The sequence below is a fragment of the Nocardioides sp. genome (assembly GCF_035503875.1).
Classification (GTDB): domain Bacteria; phylum Actinomycetota; class Actinomycetes; order Propionibacteriales; family Nocardioidaceae; genus Nocardioides.
The window spans coordinates 95,103-112,358 of the sequence record NZ_DATJTA010000050.1; the positions used below are offsets into that span (position 1 = coordinate 95,103).

Consider the following 17,256-nt stretch of genomic DNA (forward strand, 5'->3'; position numbering starts at 1 on the left):
AGTACGACAGCCCGCCCACCGTGACCACTCCGTATGACGTTCGCCTGCGGGTCCGCCGCGGAGGTGCTGGGATGACGGCATGCGCAAGGACCACCGCCGTGAGCTGTACAGCCCGACGTCCCCCGAGGCCGGCGAACTGCCGGACGCGATCGGCCCGGACGGGGTCCGCGTGACGCTGCGGGTCGAGCCGGCGATCGACCGCCTCCGGCGCTGGCGCTTCCTGTTCTTCACGCCGCCGGTGCTGACCGACCCGGCCCGGGCGTACGCCGGCTACCGCCTCGTCCCCGGCTTCGTGCAGCGGCGCCTGCTCGGCGACCGGTGGGCGGTCGACATCGAGGCCGACTCCGGCGAGCGCTGCCGGATCTCCGCGAAGGACCGGGACGAGGCTGTCGACCGCGCGCGCCAGGTGCACGAGGGCGTCGAGCAGCAGGGCGTCGCGTTCCTGCGGACCGTCGCGGAGTAGCCGGCCGACGCCGGGACGTCATACGTCCTGGCGCCCCGGGCGGCCGGCTCGTATGACGTCCCGCGCGCCCGTGGACCGACTGTCGGTGCCCGCCGCCATGCTGGCGCCATGGAGACCCTCACCGCCCTCCTCACCCTGCTGGTCGGGCTCGCCCTCGGCGCGCTCGTGGGGGTGCTGTGGGCGCGCTCGCGGCCGCAGCACGTGCAGGCGGTCGGCCAGGGCATGGTCGACCAGGCCGAGGTGATGCAGGGCCTCGACCGGCTCAGCGACCAGCTCGCCGACCTCGACCACCAGCGCATGACCTGGCAGGGCCAGCTCCACCAGCAGGTGCAGGACATGCGGCTGTCGACCGAGACGCTGCGGCGCGAGACCCACGCGCTCAGCACCGCCCTGCGCAAGCCGCAGGTGCGCGGGCGCTGGGGTGAGCTGCACCTGCGCCGGGCGGTCGAGCTCGCGGGCCTCGTCGACCGGTGCGACTTCGACGAGCAGGTCCGGCTCGAGGACGGCGCGCTCCGCCCCGACCTCGTCGTCCGGCTGGTCGGCGGGCGTAGCGTGGTGGTCGACGCCAAGGTCCCCCTCGACGCCTACCTCGACGCGACCTCGGCCGACGACGACGAGCGACCCGTCCACCTCGCGCGGCACGCCCGCCAGCTCCGCACCCACGTCGAGCAGCTCTCCGCGAAGACCTACTGGCGCTCCCTGCCCGAGACCCCCGAGTTCGTGGTCCTCTTCGTCCCCGCCGAGTCGTTCCTCGCCGCCGCGCTGGAGACCGACGGCTCCCTGATCGAGTACGCCGCGGCCCGCCAGGTCGTGCTGGCGACGCCGACCACCCTGATCGCGCTGCTGCGCACCGTCGCCCACGGCTGGACGCACGAGGCGCTGGCCGACCAGGCCCGCGAGATCCACCGCCTGGGCCGCGACCTGCACACCCGGCTCGGGACACTGTCCGGTCACCTCGACCTGGTCGGCCGGTCCCTCAACGCGGCGGTCGGCCACTACAACTCCGCGGTCGGCTCCCTGGAGTCTCGGGTGCTCGTCGCGGCCCGCCGGTTCGGCGATCTCGCGGTCACCGACGCCCCGCTCCCCTCCCCGCGAGCTGTGGAGCTGCGGGCGGTCGACCGGCGCGCCGCCCCCGACGAGCCCGGCGCCGGGCCTACCGTGGGCTGGGAGAAGGAGGCGCGGTGAGCGGCAAGACCCTCTGGGAGCAGGGCCACGAGCCCGGCCGGCAGCTGGTGACGCTCGGACTCGCCGCCACCCTCACCATCGTCGCGGTCGACCTGCTGATCACCGGTCGGGTCAGTGTGCTGTTCGACATCGCGTTCGTCGCGCTCTCAGTCGCACTGGCTCTGCTGGTCCGCCCCCGCGACTTCTTCACGGTCGGCGTGCTGCCGCCGCTGCTGATGGTGGCGGTCTTCACGCTGCTCGCGGCCACCCGGCCGGGTGCGGTCGCGCACCCCGACGACGGCGTCGTCCAGGCCCTGATCTCTGGTCTGTCGAGCCACTCCCTCGCCCTGGTGCTCGGCTACGCCCTGTGCCTGCTCTGCCTCGCGCTGCGCCAGCGCGCGCACGACCAGGACGGTCGCCTGGTCAGGCCTCGAAGCGCTCCGGGTCACCTGCACCCCGGCGGATGATCTCCGGGGCGCCCTCCGACCAGTCCACGACGGTGGTCGGCTCGGCCGGCGTCTCCCCCGCCTCGACGACCAGGTCGACCTGGTGGTCCAGCTCCTCCTTGACGTCCCAGCCGAGGGTGCGCGGCTCGTCCTCGCCCGGCAGGATCAGCGTGCTGCTGAGCAGCGGCTCGCCCAGCAGCTCCAGCAGCGCCTGCACGACGGCGTGATCCGGGATCCGCACCCCGACCGTCTTCTTCTTGGGGTGCAGCAGCCGACGCGGCACCTCGGGCATCCCCGGAAGGATGAAGGTGTACGGCCCCGGCGTCGCTGCCCGGATCGCCCGGAAGGCGGCGTTGTCGACGTGCACCAGCTGACCGAGCTGGGAGAAGTCCTTGCACATCAGCGTGAAGTGGTGGCGCTCGTCGAGGCCGCGGATCCGCAGGATCCGGTCCCGGCCGTCGCGGTTGCCCACCCGGCAGCCCAGGGCGTAGCCCGAGTCGGTCGGGTAGGCGATCAGCTGGTCGTCGTTGAGCGCGTCCACGATCTGGCCCAGCAGCCGGGGCTGCGGGTTGTCCGGGTGGACGTCGAGGTACCTGGCCACGCCGGTCAGGCCCGCGCCGCCGCCGCGGCGGCCTTCAGGTCGCGGCGCAGCTCCTTGGGCAGCGAGAAGATCAGCGACTCCTCGGCGCTGTGCACGGCCTTCGCGTCGGGGTAGCCCCGCTCGGCGAGGAACGCCAGCACCCCGTCGACGAGCGCCTCCGGGACGCTCGCCCCCGAGGTCACGCTGACGGTGCGCACGCCGTCGAGCCAAGCCTCGTCGATCTCGCTCGCGTCGTCCACGCGGTACGACGCCTTGGCGCCGGCCTCGAGGGCGACCTCGACCAGCCGCACGGAGTTCGAGGAGTTGCCCGAGCCGACGACGATCACCAGGTCGGCCTCCGGGGAGATCTCCTTGACCGCCAGCTGCCGGTTCTGGGTGGCGTAGCAGATGTCGTCGCTGGGCGGGTCGAGCAGCTCGGGGAAGCGCGCGCGGATCGCGGCGACGGTCTCCAGGGTCTCGTCGACCGAGAGCGTGGTCTGCGAGAGCCAGGCGACCCGCGAGGGGTCGCGCACGATGATGTTCGCGACGTCGGCCGGGCTCTCCACGAGCTGGATGTGGTCAGGCGCCTCACCGGCCGTGCCCTCGACCTCCTCGTGGCCCGCATGACCGATGAGCAGGATGTCGTAGTCGTCGTCGGCGAACCGCCGAGCCTCGTGGTGGACCTTGGTCACCAGCGGGCAGGTCGCGTCGATCGTCTTCAGGTCCCGCTCGGCGGCCTGACGGTGCACCTCGGGCGAGACACCGTGGGCGGAGAAGACGACCGTCTCCCCGGCCGGCACCTCGTCGAGCTCCTCGACGAAGATGGCGCCCCGCGACTCCAGGTCGGAGACGACGTGCTTGTTGTGGACGATCTGCTTGCGCACGTAGACGGGCGAGCCGTACAGCTCCAGCGCCTGCTCGACCGTCACGACGGCCCGGTCGACGCCGGCGCAGTAGCCCCGCGGCGCCGCCAGCAGGACGGCCTTCGCGGCGTCGTCCGGCGACAGGATCGGCGGCATACCCATGTCGGTCGTCATGGCGTCCAGTCTAGGTGTGTCCCCACGATCCCCTAATCTCCCCGCATGGCCCTGGAGACCTCCGCGCAGGCGCCGGCCCCGGTCCGGCAGATCGCCAACGCGATCGCCGGCTGGGTCGACCGGCTGGGTGCCGTGTGGGTCGAGGGCCAGGTCGCCCAGATCAACCGCCGCCCCGGCGTCGGCACGGTCTTCCTGACCCTGCGCGACACCGTCGCCGACATCTCGGTACCGCTCACCTGCTCGCGCACCTACTTCGACGGCCTCAACCCGCCGCTGGTCGAAGGGGCGAGCGTGGTCGTGCACGCGAAGCCGTCGTACTACGCCAACCGCGGGACGATGTCGCTCTACGCCCGCGAGATCCGGATGGTCGGCCTGGGCGAGCTGCTCGCCCAACTGGAGCGCCGCCGACAGCTGCTGGCCGCCGAGGGGCTGTTCGCGGCCGAGCTGAAGCGGCCGCTGCCGTTCCTGCCCCGGAGCATCGGCCTGGTCACCGCGCCCAACTCGGCGGCCGAGCGCGACGTCCTGGAGAACACCCGTCGCCGCTGGCCCGCCGTCACCTTCGAGGTGGCGTACGCCGCGATGCAGGGCACCCGCTCGGCGGCCGAGGTGATGGAGGCACTCGAGCGGCTGGACCGCCACCTTGAGGTCGACGTGATCGTGGTCGCCCGCGGCGGCGGTTCCGTCGAGGACCTGCTGCCGTTCTCCGACGAGGCGCTCATCCGCGCGGTCGCCCGCACCCGCACCCCCGTGGTCTCGGCGATCGGCCACGAGCCCGACAGCCCCCTGCTCGACCTGGTCGCCGACGTACGCGCCTCGACTCCCACCGACGCGGCGAAGCTGATCGTCCCCGACGTGCAGGAGGAGCTCCGCGGCGTGGCGTGGGCGCGCGACCAGGTCCGCGCCGGGCTGAGCCGGCTGCTCGACCGCGAGCAGGCCGGCCTCGACGCGCTGCGATCCCGCCCGGCGCTGGCGGACCCGCGCAACCTCCTCGACGTCCGGCTCGACGAGGTGCAGGCCCTACGTGCGCGTGCCCGCCGCACGCTGGGGCACGCGCTCGACCGGGCCGCCGACGACGTCGGTCACCAGCGCGCCCGGGCCCGTGCCCTGTCGCCGCTCGCCACCCTGCAGCGCGGGTACGCCGTCCTGCAGGACGCCGACGGCCACGTGCTCACCTCCGTCGCCGACGTGGCGGCGGGCGACGCGGTGAGCGTCCGGGTCGCCGACGGCCGCGTGCACGCCACGACCACCACCACCGAGCAGCTGGAGGACCCCCGTGCCTGATTCCGCAGCGTCCGAGCAGAAGCCGTCGTACGAGGACGCGCGCGAGGAGCTCGTCGAGGTGGTCCGCCGGCTCGAGGCGGGAGGCATCACCCTCGAGGAGTCCCTCGCCCTGTGGGAGCGCGGCGAGAAGCTCTCCACCTGGTGCCAGGAGTGGCTCGACGGCGCCCGCCAGCGGCTCGACGACGCGATCGCGAAGGACGACGCGTAACACTTGGGCCGTTCGCGCCCTCTAGAAGGACGTGAACACCGATCTGGCGGAACACCTCGTGACGACGCCGCCGCCGACCGCGTCCTTCGAGGACCTCGTCGCCGCGACCGGCCACCGGATGCTGCGCACCGCAGTGCTGCTCATCGGCGACCGGCACGCGGCCGAGGACCTCGTGCAGAACGCATACGCCCAGACGTTCGCGCGGTGGCGGCTGGTCGAGCGCGCGGAGAACCCGGCGGCGTACGTGCGGACGATCCTCGTCCGGCAGTTCGTCAGCGGCCGGCGGCGCCAGCGCGTCGCCGAGCTCCCGCTCCTCCCCAGCGCCGACCGTTCGGCGCCCACCGTCGACCCTGCGCTGCGCCTCTCGCTGCTCGAGGCCCTCGGCACCTTGGCCCCGATCGACCGCGCGGTCCTCGTGCTGCGGTACTTCCACGACCTGCCGGTGGCCGAGACCGCCGAGCAGGTCGGCCTCAGCCAGGCGGCCTGCCGGACCCGCGCGTCCCGCGCTCTCGCCCGGCTCCGCACCCACTTCCCCGACCTGGCCGACTGACGGCCCATCCGAAGGACACCGACATGCTACTGCGCGACTCCCTGGCCGATTCCGTCGCGGAGGTCACCGCGGACCTGCCTGCCCTCACCCGTGACGCACGTCGGCGCGGCACCACCCTGCGGCGCCGGCGCCGCGCGTACGTCGGCGTCGGATCGGTCGCCGCGGCCGCCGTGCTGGGGGCCGGCGTCTGGGCCGTGCTTCCCGGCGCCGACCCGGTGGTGGTCGAGGCCGGCACGGCGGCACCGTCCGTCGGCCCCCTGGGCGGCGAGACGGCCACCGCCACCTCGCGCGGGGTCGCCGCGGCCCTGGCCGCCGCGGTCGACGACGTCGCCGACGGCTCGTTCGGCCGGTTCCGGGGAGCGGCGTACGACCTCACGGGCTACGACCACGAGGCGTTCGCCTCGCTCCTCTTCGAGCCCGACCAGGGCACCGGCCCGGCTGGCGAGGTCTTCCTCAACCTCCAACCGATCGGCATGGCCGGCAAACGGCCCTACACGTGCCATCCCTCCTTCGCCGACTGCGCGGTCCAGCAGCTCCCGAACGGCGACACCCTGCGCACCTACCGCGAGGACGACGACACGGAGATCGGCCAGGGCTCCCGGCGTCTGGTGTCCGAGGTGATCAGCCCGGCCCGGCGCCTACGGGTGATCGTGTTCGCCATGAACACCAACCCCTGGGCCGGCGGGGAGCTCCGCGACCGTCCTGTGCTGTCCACGGCGCAGCTCACCGAGATCGCCCGGGAGCCGTGGTGGAACCGCACCGAGCTACCCGTCGAGTACATCGCCGCGGGCGCGGGTCTGTCGGACTACTCCGACGCCACCGACAGCGAGAGCTGATCAGCGCGAGGCCGGCACGGGGTCGAGCGTCAGCAGCCCGATCAGCGCCTCGAGATCCTCGGTGGGCGCGGAGCCGTAGACGAGCAGCGACTCCTCGCCGACGTCGGTGGTGATCGTGGTGGCGAACCCGTGGTCGCCGCCGTCGTCGGAGTACGTCGTCCACTCCGACGCGATCGGGCTGTCCAGCCGGACCGGGTCGCCCTCGGTCGCGTTCTCGTCGATGTGCTCCTCGACGAGGCGGTCGACGTCCTCGTCACGCTGGTGGATGCCGACGTACTTGTCGTCGTCGGTGAGCAGCGACAGGCTCCAGGCGGGGCGCTGGCCCGGCTCGACGTCGAGGCCGGTCACCATCCAGCCGTCGGGCAGCTCGGGCGGGTAGGCGACCTGGCGACCCTCGCCCTGGAGGGCGGCGACGGCGGGCAGGTAGTCGACCGACTCCGGCTCGAACTCGGGGGTGTCGCGGAACGTCTCGCGGAACACCACGACGCCCAGGACCACCACCACCGCCACGATCATCGACCCGATCAGGCCGCCGGTGGTCCGCTGGTAGCGGCCCGGCTTCTCCTGGGACTCGCTCACCGGGCCATCCTCACAGGTGCCGACGGCGGCCCCGGCGCCGGGCTGGACCGAAACCGCAGTTGCGGTGATTTCCTTTGAAATATTCCGCAGATGCGGCACGCTGACCCCGTGACGACGTACCGGATCGCCGAGGCCGCCGAGCTGCTGGGCGTCAGCGACGACACCATGCGGCGCTGGACCGAGGCCGGCCGGGTCGCGTCGACCACGGAGGCGGGGCGCACGGTCATCCCCGGAGCCGACCTCGCGGCACTCGCCGAGTCGCTCGCCGACCACCCCGACCGCGACGCCACCCGCGCGGCGGCGGTCAGCGCCCGCAACCGGCTCGCCGGCATCGTCACCAAGGTCACCAAGGACACCGTCATGGCACAGGTCGACATGATCTGCGGCCCCTACCGGATGGTCTCCCTGATGAGCACCGAGGCCGCCGAGGAACTCGGACTGGCCCCCGGCGTACGCGCCATCGCGTCCGTCAAGTCCACCAACGTCGTCGTGGAGCGTCCCTGATGAACCGTGTCCTGCTGCCCACCCTGCTCGCCCTGGCGCTGCCCGTCGTCGCCACCGCCTGCGGGGGCGACGACGACAGCGGCAGCGCCGCGGACGGCGGCACCACCACGCTCACCGTGTACGCCGCCGCCTCGCTCACCTCGACCTTCGAGCAGATCGCCGAGGACTTCGAGGCCGCGCACGACGGCGTCGAGGTGGAACTCAGCTTCGGCGGCTCCGCCGACCTGGTGACCCAGATCAGCGAGGGCGCGCAGGCGGACGTCTTCGCCTCGGCCGCCACCGCCAACATGGACGACCTGGTCGCGGAGGACCTCACCGCGGCCGAGCCGCAGGACTTCGCCACCAACGTCCTCGAGATCGCGGTGCCGCCGGGCAACCCGGCCGAGGTCACGTCCTTCCAGGACCTCGCCGGCGACCTCAACCTCGTGGTGTGCGCGCCCGAGGTGCCGTGCGGTGCGGCGGCCCAGAAGGTCGCGGAGGCCGCCGGCGTCACGCTCTCCCCGGTGAGCGAGGAGCAGTCGGTGACCGACGTGCTGGCCAAGGTCACCTCGGGCGAGGCCGACGCCGGCCTCGTCTACGTGACCGACGTCGCTGCCGCCGGCGACGACGTCGAGGGGATCGAGTTCCCCGAGTCCACCGACGCGGTCAACACCTACCCGATCGCCCCGGTGGCGGGGAGCGACGAGGCCGACCTGGCCCAGGAGTTCGTCGAGTTCGTGCTCGGCGAGTCGGGCCAGTCGGTCCTGCAGGCCGCCGGTTTCGGGCAGCCTTAAGGGGTGACGAACCAGCGGCAGGTCGGCGTACCCGCCTGGATCTACCTGCCGGCACTGCTGGGCGCCGTCCTGGTCCTGCTGCCGCTCCTCGGGATGATCAGCCGGGTCGACTGGCCGAGCTTCGTCGACCTCGTCACCTCCGACTCCGCGCTGACGGCCCTCGGGCTCAGCCTGCGCACCTCGGCGGTGAGCACCCTGTTGTGCGTCCTGCTCGGGGTTCCGATGGCCGTCGTCCTGGCCCGCACCTCGTTCCCCGGTCAGGGTGTCGCCCGGTCCCTCGTGCTGCTGCCGATGGTGCTGCCGCCGGTGGTCGGCGGGATCGCACTCCTCTACACCTTCGGCCGCCGCGGCCTGCTGGGCCAGGAGCTCGACGCCCTGGGGATCCAGGTCGCCTTCTCGACCATCGCCGTGGTGCTGGCCCAGACCTTCGTGTCGCTGCCGTTCCTGGTCGTCAGCCTGGAGGGCGCGCTGCGCAGCGCGGGCCAGCGGTACGAGGTCGTGGCCGCCACGCTGGGGGCCTCCCCCACGACGGTCTTCCGCCGGGTCACCCTGCCGCTGGTGCTGCCCGGCCTGGTCTCGGGCGCGACCCTGGCCTTCGCCCGCTCGCTGGGCGAGTTCGGCGCGACCATCACCTTCGCCGGCAGCCTCGAGGGCACCACCCGCACCCTGCCGCTGTACGTCTACCAGCTCCGGGTCACCGACGCCGACGCCGCGGTCGCCATGTCCCTGGTGCTGGTCGTCGTCGCGATCCTGGTGATCGGCGTGGCCCGCCCGGGACGGGTCGCCTCGTGAGTCTCCGGCTGGACGCCACCGTCGAGGAGCGGGGGTACGCCGTCGCGCTCGACGTCGCCGACGGTGAGACGGTCGCGATCCTCGGCCCCAACGGCGCCGGCAAGTCCACGACCCTCGACCTCGTCGCGGGGCTGCTGCGCCCCGACCGCGGCGCGGTCCACCTCGACGACCGCGAGCTCACCGGGCGCGACGCCTGGATCGCGCCGCACGAGCGCCGGGTCGCCCTGCTGGCCCAGGAACCGCTGCTCTTCCCCCACCTCGACGTGCTCGACAACGTCGCCTTCGGACCGCGCAGCACCGGCACCGCCCGGTCCGACGCCCGCGAGTCGGCGCGGCACTGGCTCGCCGAGGTCGGGGCCGAGGACCTCGCCGAGCGCACCCCGGCCCAGCTCTCGGGTGGCCAGGCCCAGCGGGTCGCGGTGGCCCGCGCGCTGGCCGCCCGTCCACGCCTGCTCCTGCTCGACGAGCCGATGGCCGCGCTCGACGTCGCCGTCGCTCCCGCGCTGCGGCAGACCCTGCGCCGGGTGCTCGCGGACCGGTCGGCGCTGATCGTCACCCACGACGCCATGGACGCCCTGATCCTGGCCGACCGGGTCGTCGTCCTCGAGGACGGCCGGGTCGCCGAGGAGGGCCCGGCCACCGAGGTGCTGACCCGGCCACGCAGCGGCTTCGCCGCCCGGATCGCCGGCCTCGACCTGCTCCGCGGCACCTGGGACGACGCCGTACGCACCGCCGACGGCACCGCGGTCCACGGCCTGGTGAGCGGTCCCGAGCCCGCGACCGGCGACCCCGTCGTCGCCGTGTTCCGTCCCGCGGCGGTCTCGGTGTTCCGCGAGCCGCCGGGCGGCAGCCCGCGCAACGCGTTCGCCGTCGAGATCACCGACCTGGAGCCGCACGGCGACCAGATCCGGGTCCGGGCGGGCGAGCTCGCGGCCGACGTGACGGCGTACGCCGCCGCCGAGCTCGACCTCGCACCCGGGATGTCGGTGACCTTCAGCGTCAAGGCCAGCGAGGTCGCGGTCTACCGCACCTGAACACGCGTCGGGAGCACCCGCCCGGACCGATAGGGTTCGGGCCATGACGGAGCCCGAAAGCCTGAGCGTCGCCCCCGAGTCCCCCGACCGCAACCTCGCGCTGGAGCTGGTCCGCGTGACCGAGGCCGCGGCCATGGCCGCCGGCCGCTGGGTCGGCAAGGGCGACAAGAACGGCGCCGACGGCGTGGCGGTCAACGCGATGCGCGTGATGATCTCGACCATCGGCATGCGCGGCACCGTCGTCATCGGCGAGGGCGAGAAGGACAACGCGCCCATGCTCTACAACGGCGAGCAGGTCGGCGACGGCACCGGCCCCGAATGCGACGTCGCGGTCGACCCGATCGACGGCACCACCCTGACCGCCAAGGGCATGAGCAACGCGGTCTCCGTGCTCGCGGTCGCGCCCCGCGGCTCGATGTACGACCCGTCCGCCGTGTTCTACATGGACAAGCTGGCCGCCGGCCCCGAGGCCGCCGACGTCGTCGACATCCGCCTGCCCGCCGCCGAGAACGTCCGCCTGATCGCCAAGGCCAAGGGCGGCAGCCCCGAGGACGTCACCGTCGTCCTGCTGGACCGCCCGCGCCACCAGAAGCTCGCCGACGAGATCCGCGCCACCGGTGCCCGCATCAAGTTCATCGCCGACGGCGACGTCGCGGGCGCCATCTCGGCGGCCCGCCCCGACAGCGGCGTCGACCTGCTGCTCGGCATCGGCGGCACGCCCGAGGCGATCATCACCGCCTGCGCCATGAAGTGCCTGGGTGGCGTCATCCAGGGCCAGCTGTGGCCCCAGGACGACGAGGAGCGCCAGCGCGCCCTGGACGCCGGCCACAACCTGGACCCCGACTTCGTGCTCGCCACCGACGACCTGGTCACCGGCGACGACTGCTTCTTCGTCGCCACGGGCATCACGGACGGCGACCTGATGCGCGGCGTCCGGTACGCCGCCGGCGGCGCGACCACCCACTCGCTGGTGATGCGCTCGCGCAGCGGCACGATCCGCTCGATCACCTCCGAGCACCGGCTCCAGAAGCTACGCGCTTACTCCTCGATCGACTTCGACCACTGACACGGGCGTCGCCTGCTCGGCGAGCGTCGCGCAGACCAGGTCGATGACCCGCGGGTCGACGGCCATGCCGACGTGGCTCGCGGTCACCTCGACAGGGACCGCGAGCGGGTCGATGCAGGCGCGCCAGTCGACGATGCCGTCGCGGCGGCTGTAGATCGCGGTGAACGCGACATCGTCGGGGAGCGGCTCGCGACACTCGGCGAAGCTCTGCCGGGCGCAGCCCCCGCCCACGCAGTCCTCCGCCATCAGGCCCGGCCAGCCGGCCCGGCTGAGCCGGACCAGGACGTCGACGCTCGCACTCAGCGCCAGGTGGTGCGCGCCGGGCGCCAGCATCGGGCTGCCCAGGGTGACGATGCCCGAGACGAGGTCGGGACGGCGTACGGCGACGCCGCGGGCGAGCATCCCGCCGAGGCTGTGGCCGACGACCTGGACCCGGCTCCCCCTGCGGAGCGCCACCGACTCGAGGCGGGCCTCCAGCTCGGCGGCGGCGTCGAGGGTGCAGCCCACGTTGGCGCGGATGTGCGAGCGGTAGGTGCGGAAGCCGCGCCGGCGCAGGGCCCTCGACATCGGGCTCAGCGACAGGTCCCCGGCGAGGAACCCGGGCACGAGGACGACGGGGTCGGCCTCCGGGTCGAAGCCGCGGACCCGGCGCTCGCCGACGCGGCGTACGACGTGGCGGCCGGCCTCCCCCACGACGCTCACCTCGCGCAGCACCGCGCCGACGCAGGGCCGGGCATAGCCCTCCGGCAACAGGAACGAGGCAGGTGTGTCGGCGCTCACATCCTCAGGCTACGGTCGCCTCATGGCGAATCCTAGGAAATCCAGGCATCTGGGTGTTTCCCGCCGCCACCCGGTTCAGCAAGACTCTTAGCCATGGCGACCGCTTCCGACGTCCCCCCGGTCTCGGCCGAGCTCTTCGCCCCCGTCGGCGGCGGGGTCGAGCTGTGCTACCAGACCTTCGGCAGCCCCGACGGCGACCCGCTGCTGCTCGTGATGGGCCTCGGCGGCCCGATGACCTGGTGGCCCGTCGACCTGTGCCGGCAGCTCGCCGAGCGCGGGTTCTTCGTGATCCGCTACGACAACCGCGACACCGGCCGCTCCACCCGGATGGAGGGCCGGGTCAGCCGCGGGACCCTGGTCCGGGCGTTCGCCGGCCTGCCGGTGCGGGCGCCGTACACGATCGCCGACCTCGCACACGACGCCGTCGGCCTACTCGACCACCTCGGCATCCCGTCCGCCCACGTCGTCGGCGTCTCGATGGGCGGCATGATCGCGCAGACCGTCGCCCTCGACTCCCCCGGGCGGGTCCGCTCGCTGACGAGCATCATGTCGACGACGGGCAAGCGCACCGTCGGCTGGCAGCACCCCTCGCTCCTCCCCTCGCTGCTCGGCCGCCGCGGCCTCGGCCGGGAGGAGTACGTCGCCGCCAGCGTGACCATGTCCCGCCTGATCGGGTCGCCGGGCTATCCCGAGCTGGAGGAGAGCCTCCGACAGCGCGGCTACGAGACCTTCGACCGCGGGCTCAACCCCGCCGGCGTCCTGCGGCAGATGGTCGCCGTACTGACCCAGCCCGACCGCGGCGGCCGGCTGCGCGGGCTGGCCGTGCCGACCCTGGTCGTGCACGGCCTCGCCGACAAGATGGTGCACGTCTCCGGCGGCCGGGCCACGTCCGCGGCGGTGCCCGGCAGCGAGCTGCTCCTCATCGACGGCATGGGCCACGACCTGCCCGTGGAGCTGTTCGAGACCCTGACCGCGGCGATCCGCCGGAACGCCGACCGGGCCTGACCCGCGCCCTCCCGCCGCCTCCCCCGGTTTCGGCGAGGTTTCCCGCATGACCTCCCGGGTTAGTGGACAAACCACATGAACAGGGACTAGACCGTGTGACCAAGGCCACACGATCCGGGGAGGGGCTGTATGTCGTCATCCGCATCGCCACCGCGACGGAGCGAGTCCCGGCCAGCGCGCCGCGGCCTCGCTGCCGCAGCCGCACTCATGACCGCCAGCGCCCTGCTCGCGGCCTGCTCGTCCGACGACGGGGACACCCCCGAGCTCGTCTGGTACACGAACCCCGACGCCGGCGGCCAGGCCAAGGTCGCCGAGAACTGCACCAAGGCCGCCGACGGCGCCTACACGATCACCACCCAGGTCCTTCCGCAGGACGCCAACCAGCAGCGGATCCAGCTGGCCCGGCGTCTCGCGGCCGAGGACCCGGACATCGACATCATGAGCATCGACCCGCCGTTCACGGCGGAGTTCGCCAACGCGGGCTACCTCGCCGAGATCCCGAGCGACCTGCAGGACTCCCTGCGCGAGCAGTCCTTCGAGGGGGCCACCGAGGCGGCCACCTGGAACGACCAGCTGGTCGTGGCGCCGTTCTGGTCCAACACCCAGGTGCTGTGGTACCGCAAGTCGTTCGCCGAGAAGGCCGGGCTCGACATGACGAAGCCGGTGACCTGGGACCAGATCATCGACGCGGCCTCCGACAACGGCGGCACCGTCGCCGTCCAGTCCAACAAGTACGAGGGCTACGTCGTCTGGATCAACGCCCTCATCGCGGGCGCGGGCGGCGACCTGGTCTCCGAGACCGAGAAGGGCGTCGACGCCAGCATCGACATCGACTCCCCGGCCGGCGAGCAGGCGGCGGCGATCATCGAGAAGCTCGCCTCCTCCCCCGCCGCGCCGGCCGACATGTCGGTCGCGCAGGAGGGGCAGGCCGGCGCCACCTTCGGCTCCGACGCCGGCGCGTTCCTCGTCAACTGGACCTACATCTGGACGAACTACGACCAGGCCCAGCCGGAGGTCAAGGAGGACCTGGGCTTCGCCCGTTACCCGCAGACGGTCGAGGGCGAGGAGTCGCGGCCGCCGTACGGCGGGATCGGGGTGGGCGTCTCGGCGTACTCCGACAACATCGACGAGTCCATGGACGCGATCGAGTGCATCACCAACGCCGAGAACCAGGGCGTGAACGCCGAGCTCACCGGCAACATGCCGGCCAGCTCGGCCGGCTACGACTACCCCCCGCTCGCCGAGATCTATCCGCAGGAGCTGCTGGACCTGTTCCAGGAGTCCCTCGACGCGGCCGCGCCCCGCAGCGTGACGCCGTACTGGTCGGACATCTCGGGCGGGATCCAGAGCGTCTGGCACCCGCCGGCGAGCGTGAACAGCGACACCCCCGCCGACTCGAAGTCCTTCATCGGCGACGTGCTGCAGGGAAGGAGCCTGCTGTGAGCACCACCGTGGCCACGCCCGCGGCCAAGGAGCCGCAGACCCGACGCCGCCGCGGCGGCCGGGCCGACATGAGCGACCGGGCCAGCGCGGAGAACCGGCTCGGCATGAAGCTGGTGGCTCCGGCCGCCATCCTGATGCTGCTGGTGACCGCCTGGCCGATGATCCAGGCGCTCTACCTCTCGCTGTTCCGCTACCGGCTGACCAACCCCGACGACCGCGAGTTCATCGGGCTGAGCAACTACGCCACCGTGCTCACCGACAGCCTGTTCTGGCAGGTCACCTGGAACACCGTGCTGATCATGGTGGTCACCGTCGCCGTGGAGCTGGTCATCGGCTTCGCGTTCGCGATGGTGATGCACCGGATCATCTTCGCCCGGGGGCTGATGCGGACCTCGATCCTGATCCCCTACGGCATCATCACCGTGGTCTCCGCCTTCGCCTGGCAGTTCACCTTCAGCGTCAACAACGGCTGGGTGAACAGCTGGTTCGACTGGCTGCCCTGGATCGGCCCCGACACCAACTGGTTCGGCGACCACTGGCCGGCGATGTTCGCGATCATGGTCAGCGAGATCTGGAAGACCACGCCGTTCATGTCGCTGCTGCTGCTCGCCGGCCTCTCCCAGGTCTCCGAGGACATGATCGAGGCGGCCAAGGTCGACGGCGCCACCTGGTGGCAGCGGCTGTGGAAGGTGATCCTGCCGAACATGCGGGCCGCGATCATGGTCGCGGTCCTGTTCCGGGCACTGGACGCGTTCCGGATCTTCGACAACATCTTCGTGATGACCCGCGGCGCCCAGGACACCGAGTCGTCGTCGTTCCTCACCTATCGACAAGTGATCGAACAGATGCAGCTGGGCCTCGGGTCCGCGCTCTCGGTGCTGCTCTTCCTGACCGTGCTGCTGCTGGCGTTCGGGATCGTGAGGCTGTTCCGGGTCGACCTGGCCCAGGCGAGGGGTGAGGGCTGATGAAGGGCAAGAACGCGATCGGCACCTGGGTCGGCTTCGTGCTGATCCTGGTCTGGTGCCTGCTCCCGGTGGCGTGGATCATCTCGCTGTCGTTCAAGTCCCCCGACGAGACCGCCGTGGGCAGCCCGCAGTTCCTGCCCAAGGACGCGACGCTGCAGAACTACCGCGACATCCTCGACAACCCGGACTTCCTCGACGCGCTGCGGAACTCGTTCGGGATCGCGCTGATCTCCACCCTGCTCGCGGTCATCTTCGCGACGCTGGCGGCGTACGCCATCGCCCGCCTGGAGTTCCGCGGCAAGCGCGCGGTGCTCTCGCTGGCGCTGGCGATCGCGATGTTCCCGGTGGTCTCGCTGGTCGGCCCGCTGTTCGACCTGTGGAGGACCGTCGGGCTGTTCAACACCTGGCCCGGGCTGATCCTGCCGTACATGTCGTTCACGCTCCCGCTGGCGATCTGGACGCTCTCGGCGTTCTTCCGGGAGATCCCCTGGGAGATGGAGCAGGCGGCGCAGGTCGACGGCGCGACGTCGTGGCAGGCCTTCCGCAAGGTGATCGTCCCGCTCGCGGCGCCCGGTGTCTTCACGGCCGCGATCCTGACGTTCTTCTTCGCGTGGAACGAGTTCGTGCTCGCGATCTCGCTGACCTCGACGACCCAGGCCCGCACCGTGCCGGCCCAGCTGTCGTACTTCGTCGGTCCCGACCCGTTCAACCCGCCGTACGGACAGCTGGCGACCGCCTCGGTCGTCGTCACCGTGCCGGTCATCGTCATCGTCCTGCTTTTCCAGCGCAAGATCGTCGCCGGCCTGACCTCCGGCGCAGTGAAGGGATGAGCCCATGGCTGCCATCGAGATGAAGAACATCGTCAAGAAGTACGGCGATGGCTTCCCCGCAGTGAACGACGTCAGCATCGACGTGGCGGACGGGGAGTTCGTGATCCTCGTCGGCCCGTCCGGCTGCGGGAAGTCCACGCTGCTGCGGATGATCGTCGGACTGGAGGACATCACCTCGGGAGACATGGTGATCGGGGGGAAGAAGGTCAACGACCTCGCCCCGCGCGACCGCAACCTGGCGATGGTCTTCCAGAACTACGCCCTCTACCCCCACCTGACGGTCTACGAGAACATCGCCTTCCCGCTGCGGCTGGCGGGCAAGATCTCGGAGCAGGAGATCGACCGCAAGGTCCGCGAGGCGTCCGCGACCCTGGAGCTCGACGAGCACCTCGACCGCAAGCCGGGCAACCTGTCGGGTGGCCAGCGACAGCGGGTCGCGATGGGCCGGGCGATCGTCCGCGAGGCCGACGCCTTCCTCTTCGACGAGCCGCTGTCCAACCTCGACGCCAAGCTGCGCGGCCAGATGCGCACCGAGATCTCGCGGCTGCAGAAGCGGCTCGGCATCACCACCGTCTACGTCACCCACGACCAGATCGAGGCGATGACCATGGCCGACAAGATCGTCGTCATGCATGACGGCATCGTCGAGCAGATCGGCAAGCCGCTCGAGCTCTACGACAAGCCGGACAATCAGTTCGTCGCCGGCTTCATCGGCTCGCCCGCGATGAATTTCCTCAAGGGCAAGGTGAAGGTGAACGGCGCCGCGACCTTCGAGGGGCCGAACGGAGTCAAGCTGCCGCTGAAATCCGCTCCGTCCAATTCCGACGGCAAGCCGGTGGTGTATGGCGTGCGCCCCGAGCACTTCACCATCGCTGACGACGGCGCGGAGGCCGAGATCGTCGTGGTCGAGCCGACCGGCT

21 protein-coding genes are annotated in these 17,256 nt (G+C 72.0%); 17 read left to right on the forward strand and 4 right to left on the reverse strand.

The window, feature by feature from the left end; genetic code table 11:
• Positions 1-79 precede the first annotated feature (79 nt).
• The 3 genes from VMF51_RS11965 (at position 80) to VMF51_RS11975 (ending at position 2,094) form a co-directional block, all read left to right on the forward strand.
• Positions 80-463, forward strand: a complete 384-nt coding sequence (locus VMF51_RS11965; RefSeq protein ID WP_325474660.1) for a hypothetical protein — start codon at positions 80-82, stop codon at positions 461-463.
• A 108-nt stretch (positions 464-571) separates the two neighbouring features.
• Entirely contained in the window at positions 572-1,648 is a 1,077-nt protein-coding gene (locus VMF51_RS11970) for a DNA recombination protein RmuC (RefSeq protein WP_325474661.1), read from the forward strand.
• Positions 1,645-2,094, forward strand: coding sequence for a DUF6542 domain-containing protein (locus VMF51_RS11975; protein ID WP_325474662.1), 450 nt, complete (start codon positions 1,645-1,647; stop codon positions 2,092-2,094). The genes VMF51_RS11970 and VMF51_RS11975 overlap by 4 nt, the downstream gene beginning before the upstream one ends.
• On the opposite strand, the gene VMF51_RS11980 is transcribed toward VMF51_RS11975, so the two are convergent.
• Together VMF51_RS11980 and VMF51_RS11985 are read right to left on the reverse strand one after the other, a co-directional pair.
• A complete protein-coding gene (locus tag VMF51_RS11980; protein ID WP_325474663.1) occupies positions 2,051-2,674 on the reverse strand; it encodes an L-threonylcarbamoyladenylate synthase in 624 nt (207 codons plus the stop codon). The genes VMF51_RS11975 and VMF51_RS11980 overlap by 44 nt on opposite strands.
• Positions 2,675-2,679: 5 nt before the next feature.
• Positions 2,680-3,690: a 4-hydroxy-3-methylbut-2-enyl diphosphate reductase gene (locus tag VMF51_RS11985; RefSeq protein WP_325474664.1), complete on the reverse strand. Its 1,011-nt coding sequence runs from the start codon at positions 3,688-3,690 to the stop codon at positions 2,680-2,682.
• Positions 3,691-3,735: 45 nt separating this feature from the next.
• Here VMF51_RS11985 and xseA point away from each other — a divergent pair, with 45 nt between their 5' ends.
• From xseA to VMF51_RS12005, 4 genes are read left to right on the forward strand one after another with little or no spacing between them, the layout of a single operon-like run.
• Positions 3,736-4,971 carry an exodeoxyribonuclease VII large subunit gene (xseA, locus tag VMF51_RS11990; RefSeq protein WP_325474665.1) on the forward strand — a complete coding sequence of 412 codons (1,236 nt, stop codon included), beginning with the start codon at positions 3,736-3,738 and terminating at the stop codon, positions 4,969-4,971.
• Positions 4,964-5,179 carry an exodeoxyribonuclease VII small subunit gene (locus VMF51_RS11995; RefSeq protein WP_325474666.1) on the forward strand — a complete coding sequence of 72 codons (216 nt, stop codon included), beginning with the start codon at positions 4,964-4,966 and terminating at the stop codon, positions 5,177-5,179. Before xseA ends, VMF51_RS11995 begins: the two co-directional genes overlap by 8 nt.
• 58 nt (positions 5,180-5,237) lie before the next feature.
• A complete protein-coding gene (locus tag VMF51_RS12000) occupies positions 5,238-5,729 on the forward strand; it encodes a SigE family RNA polymerase sigma factor (protein WP_325474667.1) in 492 nt (163 codons plus the stop codon).
• A 23-nt stretch (positions 5,730-5,752) separates the two neighbouring features.
• Positions 5,753-6,565, forward strand: coding sequence for a hypothetical protein (locus tag VMF51_RS12005; protein WP_325474668.1), 813 nt, complete (start codon positions 5,753-5,755; stop codon positions 6,563-6,565).
• Here VMF51_RS12005 and VMF51_RS12010 read toward each other — a convergent pair whose 3' ends face one another.
• Positions 6,566-7,144 carry a DUF4245 family protein gene (locus VMF51_RS12010; protein ID WP_325474669.1) on the reverse strand — a complete coding sequence of 193 codons (579 nt, stop codon included), beginning with the start codon at positions 7,142-7,144 and terminating at the stop codon, positions 6,566-6,568. It abuts the gene before it with no gap.
• Between the two features lie 90 nt (positions 7,145-7,234).
• On the opposite strand from VMF51_RS12010, the gene VMF51_RS12015 reads away from it, so the two are divergent.
• From VMF51_RS12015 to glpX, 5 genes are read left to right on the forward strand one after another with little or no spacing between them, the layout of a single operon-like run.
• The gene (locus tag VMF51_RS12015) at positions 7,235-7,648 is read left to right on the forward strand and encodes a TOBE domain-containing protein (protein WP_414689462.1); all 414 of its coding nucleotides are present in this window, start codon (positions 7,235-7,237) and stop codon (positions 7,646-7,648) included.
• The gene (gene modA / locus VMF51_RS12020) at positions 7,648-8,421 is read left to right on the forward strand and encodes a molybdate ABC transporter substrate-binding protein (protein WP_325474670.1); all 774 of its coding nucleotides are present in this window, start codon (positions 7,648-7,650) and stop codon (positions 8,419-8,421) included. The genes VMF51_RS12015 and modA overlap by 1 nt, the downstream gene beginning before the upstream one ends.
• 3 nt (positions 8,422-8,424) lie before the next feature.
• Positions 8,425-9,213: an ABC transporter permease gene (locus tag VMF51_RS12025; RefSeq protein WP_325474671.1), complete on the forward strand. Its 789-nt coding sequence runs from the start codon at positions 8,425-8,427 to the stop codon at positions 9,211-9,213.
• A complete protein-coding gene (locus VMF51_RS12030) occupies positions 9,210-10,247 on the forward strand; it encodes a sulfate/molybdate ABC transporter ATP-binding protein (protein WP_325474672.1) in 1,038 nt (345 codons plus the stop codon). The genes VMF51_RS12025 and VMF51_RS12030 overlap by 4 nt, the downstream gene beginning before the upstream one ends.
• Positions 10,248-10,290: 43 nt before the next feature.
• Positions 10,291-11,313, forward strand: a complete 1,023-nt coding sequence (gene glpX / locus VMF51_RS12035; RefSeq protein WP_325474673.1) for a class II fructose-bisphosphatase — start codon at positions 10,291-10,293, stop codon at positions 11,311-11,313.
• Here the strand turns inward: glpX and VMF51_RS12040 are convergent.
• On the reverse strand, positions 11,278-12,093 hold the full coding sequence (locus tag VMF51_RS12040; RefSeq protein ID WP_325474674.1) for a lipase family alpha/beta hydrolase: 816 nt from the start codon (positions 12,091-12,093) through the stop codon (positions 11,278-11,280). The two genes, glpX and VMF51_RS12040, sit on opposite strands and share 36 nt — an antisense overlap.
• A 93-nt stretch (positions 12,094-12,186) precedes the next feature.
• On the opposite strand from VMF51_RS12040, the gene VMF51_RS12045 reads away from it, so the two are divergent.
• The 5 genes from VMF51_RS12045 to VMF51_RS12065 form a co-directional block, all read left to right on the forward strand.
• The gene (locus VMF51_RS12045; RefSeq protein ID WP_325474675.1) at positions 12,187-13,098 is read left to right on the forward strand and encodes an alpha/beta hydrolase; all 912 of its coding nucleotides are present in this window, start codon (positions 12,187-12,189) and stop codon (positions 13,096-13,098) included.
• Positions 13,099-13,305: 207 nt separating this feature from the next.
• Positions 13,306-14,541: an extracellular solute-binding protein gene (locus VMF51_RS12050; RefSeq protein ID WP_325474676.1), complete on the forward strand. Its 1,236-nt coding sequence runs from the start codon at positions 13,306-13,308 to the stop codon at positions 14,539-14,541.
• On the forward strand, positions 14,538-15,506 hold the full coding sequence (locus VMF51_RS12055) for a sugar ABC transporter permease (RefSeq protein WP_325474677.1): 969 nt from the start codon (positions 14,538-14,540) through the stop codon (positions 15,504-15,506). The genes VMF51_RS12050 and VMF51_RS12055 overlap by 4 nt, the downstream gene beginning before the upstream one ends.
• A complete protein-coding gene (locus VMF51_RS12060) occupies positions 15,506-16,336 on the forward strand; it encodes a carbohydrate ABC transporter permease (protein WP_325474678.1) in 831 nt (276 codons plus the stop codon). Before VMF51_RS12055 ends, VMF51_RS12060 begins: the two co-directional genes overlap by 1 nt.
• Before the next feature lie 4 nt (positions 16,337-16,340).
• Positions 16,341-17,256 (forward strand): sn-glycerol-3-phosphate ABC transporter ATP-binding protein UgpC (locus tag VMF51_RS12065; protein WP_325474679.1); only part of this gene is annotated, 916 nt, incomplete at its 3' end.

What these genes read in the sequence shown, in the direction of transcription:
- VMF51_RS11985 (WP_325474664.1), bottom strand. Translation starts at nt 3,690, where the DNA reads ATGACGACCGACATGGGTATGCCGCCGATCCTGTCGCCGGACGACGCC.
- VMF51_RS12050 (WP_325474676.1), top strand. Translation starts at nt 13,306, where the DNA reads ATGACCGCCAGCGCCCTGCTCGCGGCCTGCTCGTCCGACGACGGGGAC.
- VMF51_RS12045 (WP_325474675.1), top strand. Translation starts at nt 12,187, where the DNA reads ATGGCGACCGCTTCCGACGTCCCCCCGGTCTCGGCCGAGCTCTTCGCC.
- xseA (WP_325474665.1), top strand. Translation starts at nt 3,736, where the DNA reads ATGGCCCTGGAGACCTCCGCGCAGGCGCCGGCCCCGGTCCGGCAGATC.
- VMF51_RS12060 (WP_325474678.1), top strand. Translation starts at nt 15,506, where the DNA reads ATGAAGGGCAAGAACGCGATCGGCACCTGGGTCGGCTTCGTGCTGATC.
- VMF51_RS12015 (WP_414689462.1), top strand. Translation starts at nt 7,235, where the DNA reads ATGCGGCACGCTGACCCCGTGACGACGTACCGGATCGCCGAGGCCGCC.
- modA (WP_325474670.1), top strand. Translation starts at nt 7,648, where the DNA reads ATGAACCGTGTCCTGCTGCCCACCCTGCTCGCCCTGGCGCTGCCCGTC.
- VMF51_RS12005 (WP_325474668.1), top strand. Translation starts at nt 5,753, where the DNA reads ATGCTACTGCGCGACTCCCTGGCCGATTCCGTCGCGGAGGTCACCGCG.
- glpX (WP_325474673.1), top strand. Translation starts at nt 10,291, where the DNA reads ATGACGGAGCCCGAAAGCCTGAGCGTCGCCCCCGAGTCCCCCGACCGC.
- VMF51_RS11970 (WP_325474661.1), top strand. Translation starts at nt 572, where the DNA reads ATGGAGACCCTCACCGCCCTCCTCACCCTGCTGGTCGGGCTCGCCCTC.
- VMF51_RS11965 (WP_325474660.1), top strand. Translation starts at nt 80, where the DNA reads ATGCGCAAGGACCACCGCCGTGAGCTGTACAGCCCGACGTCCCCCGAG.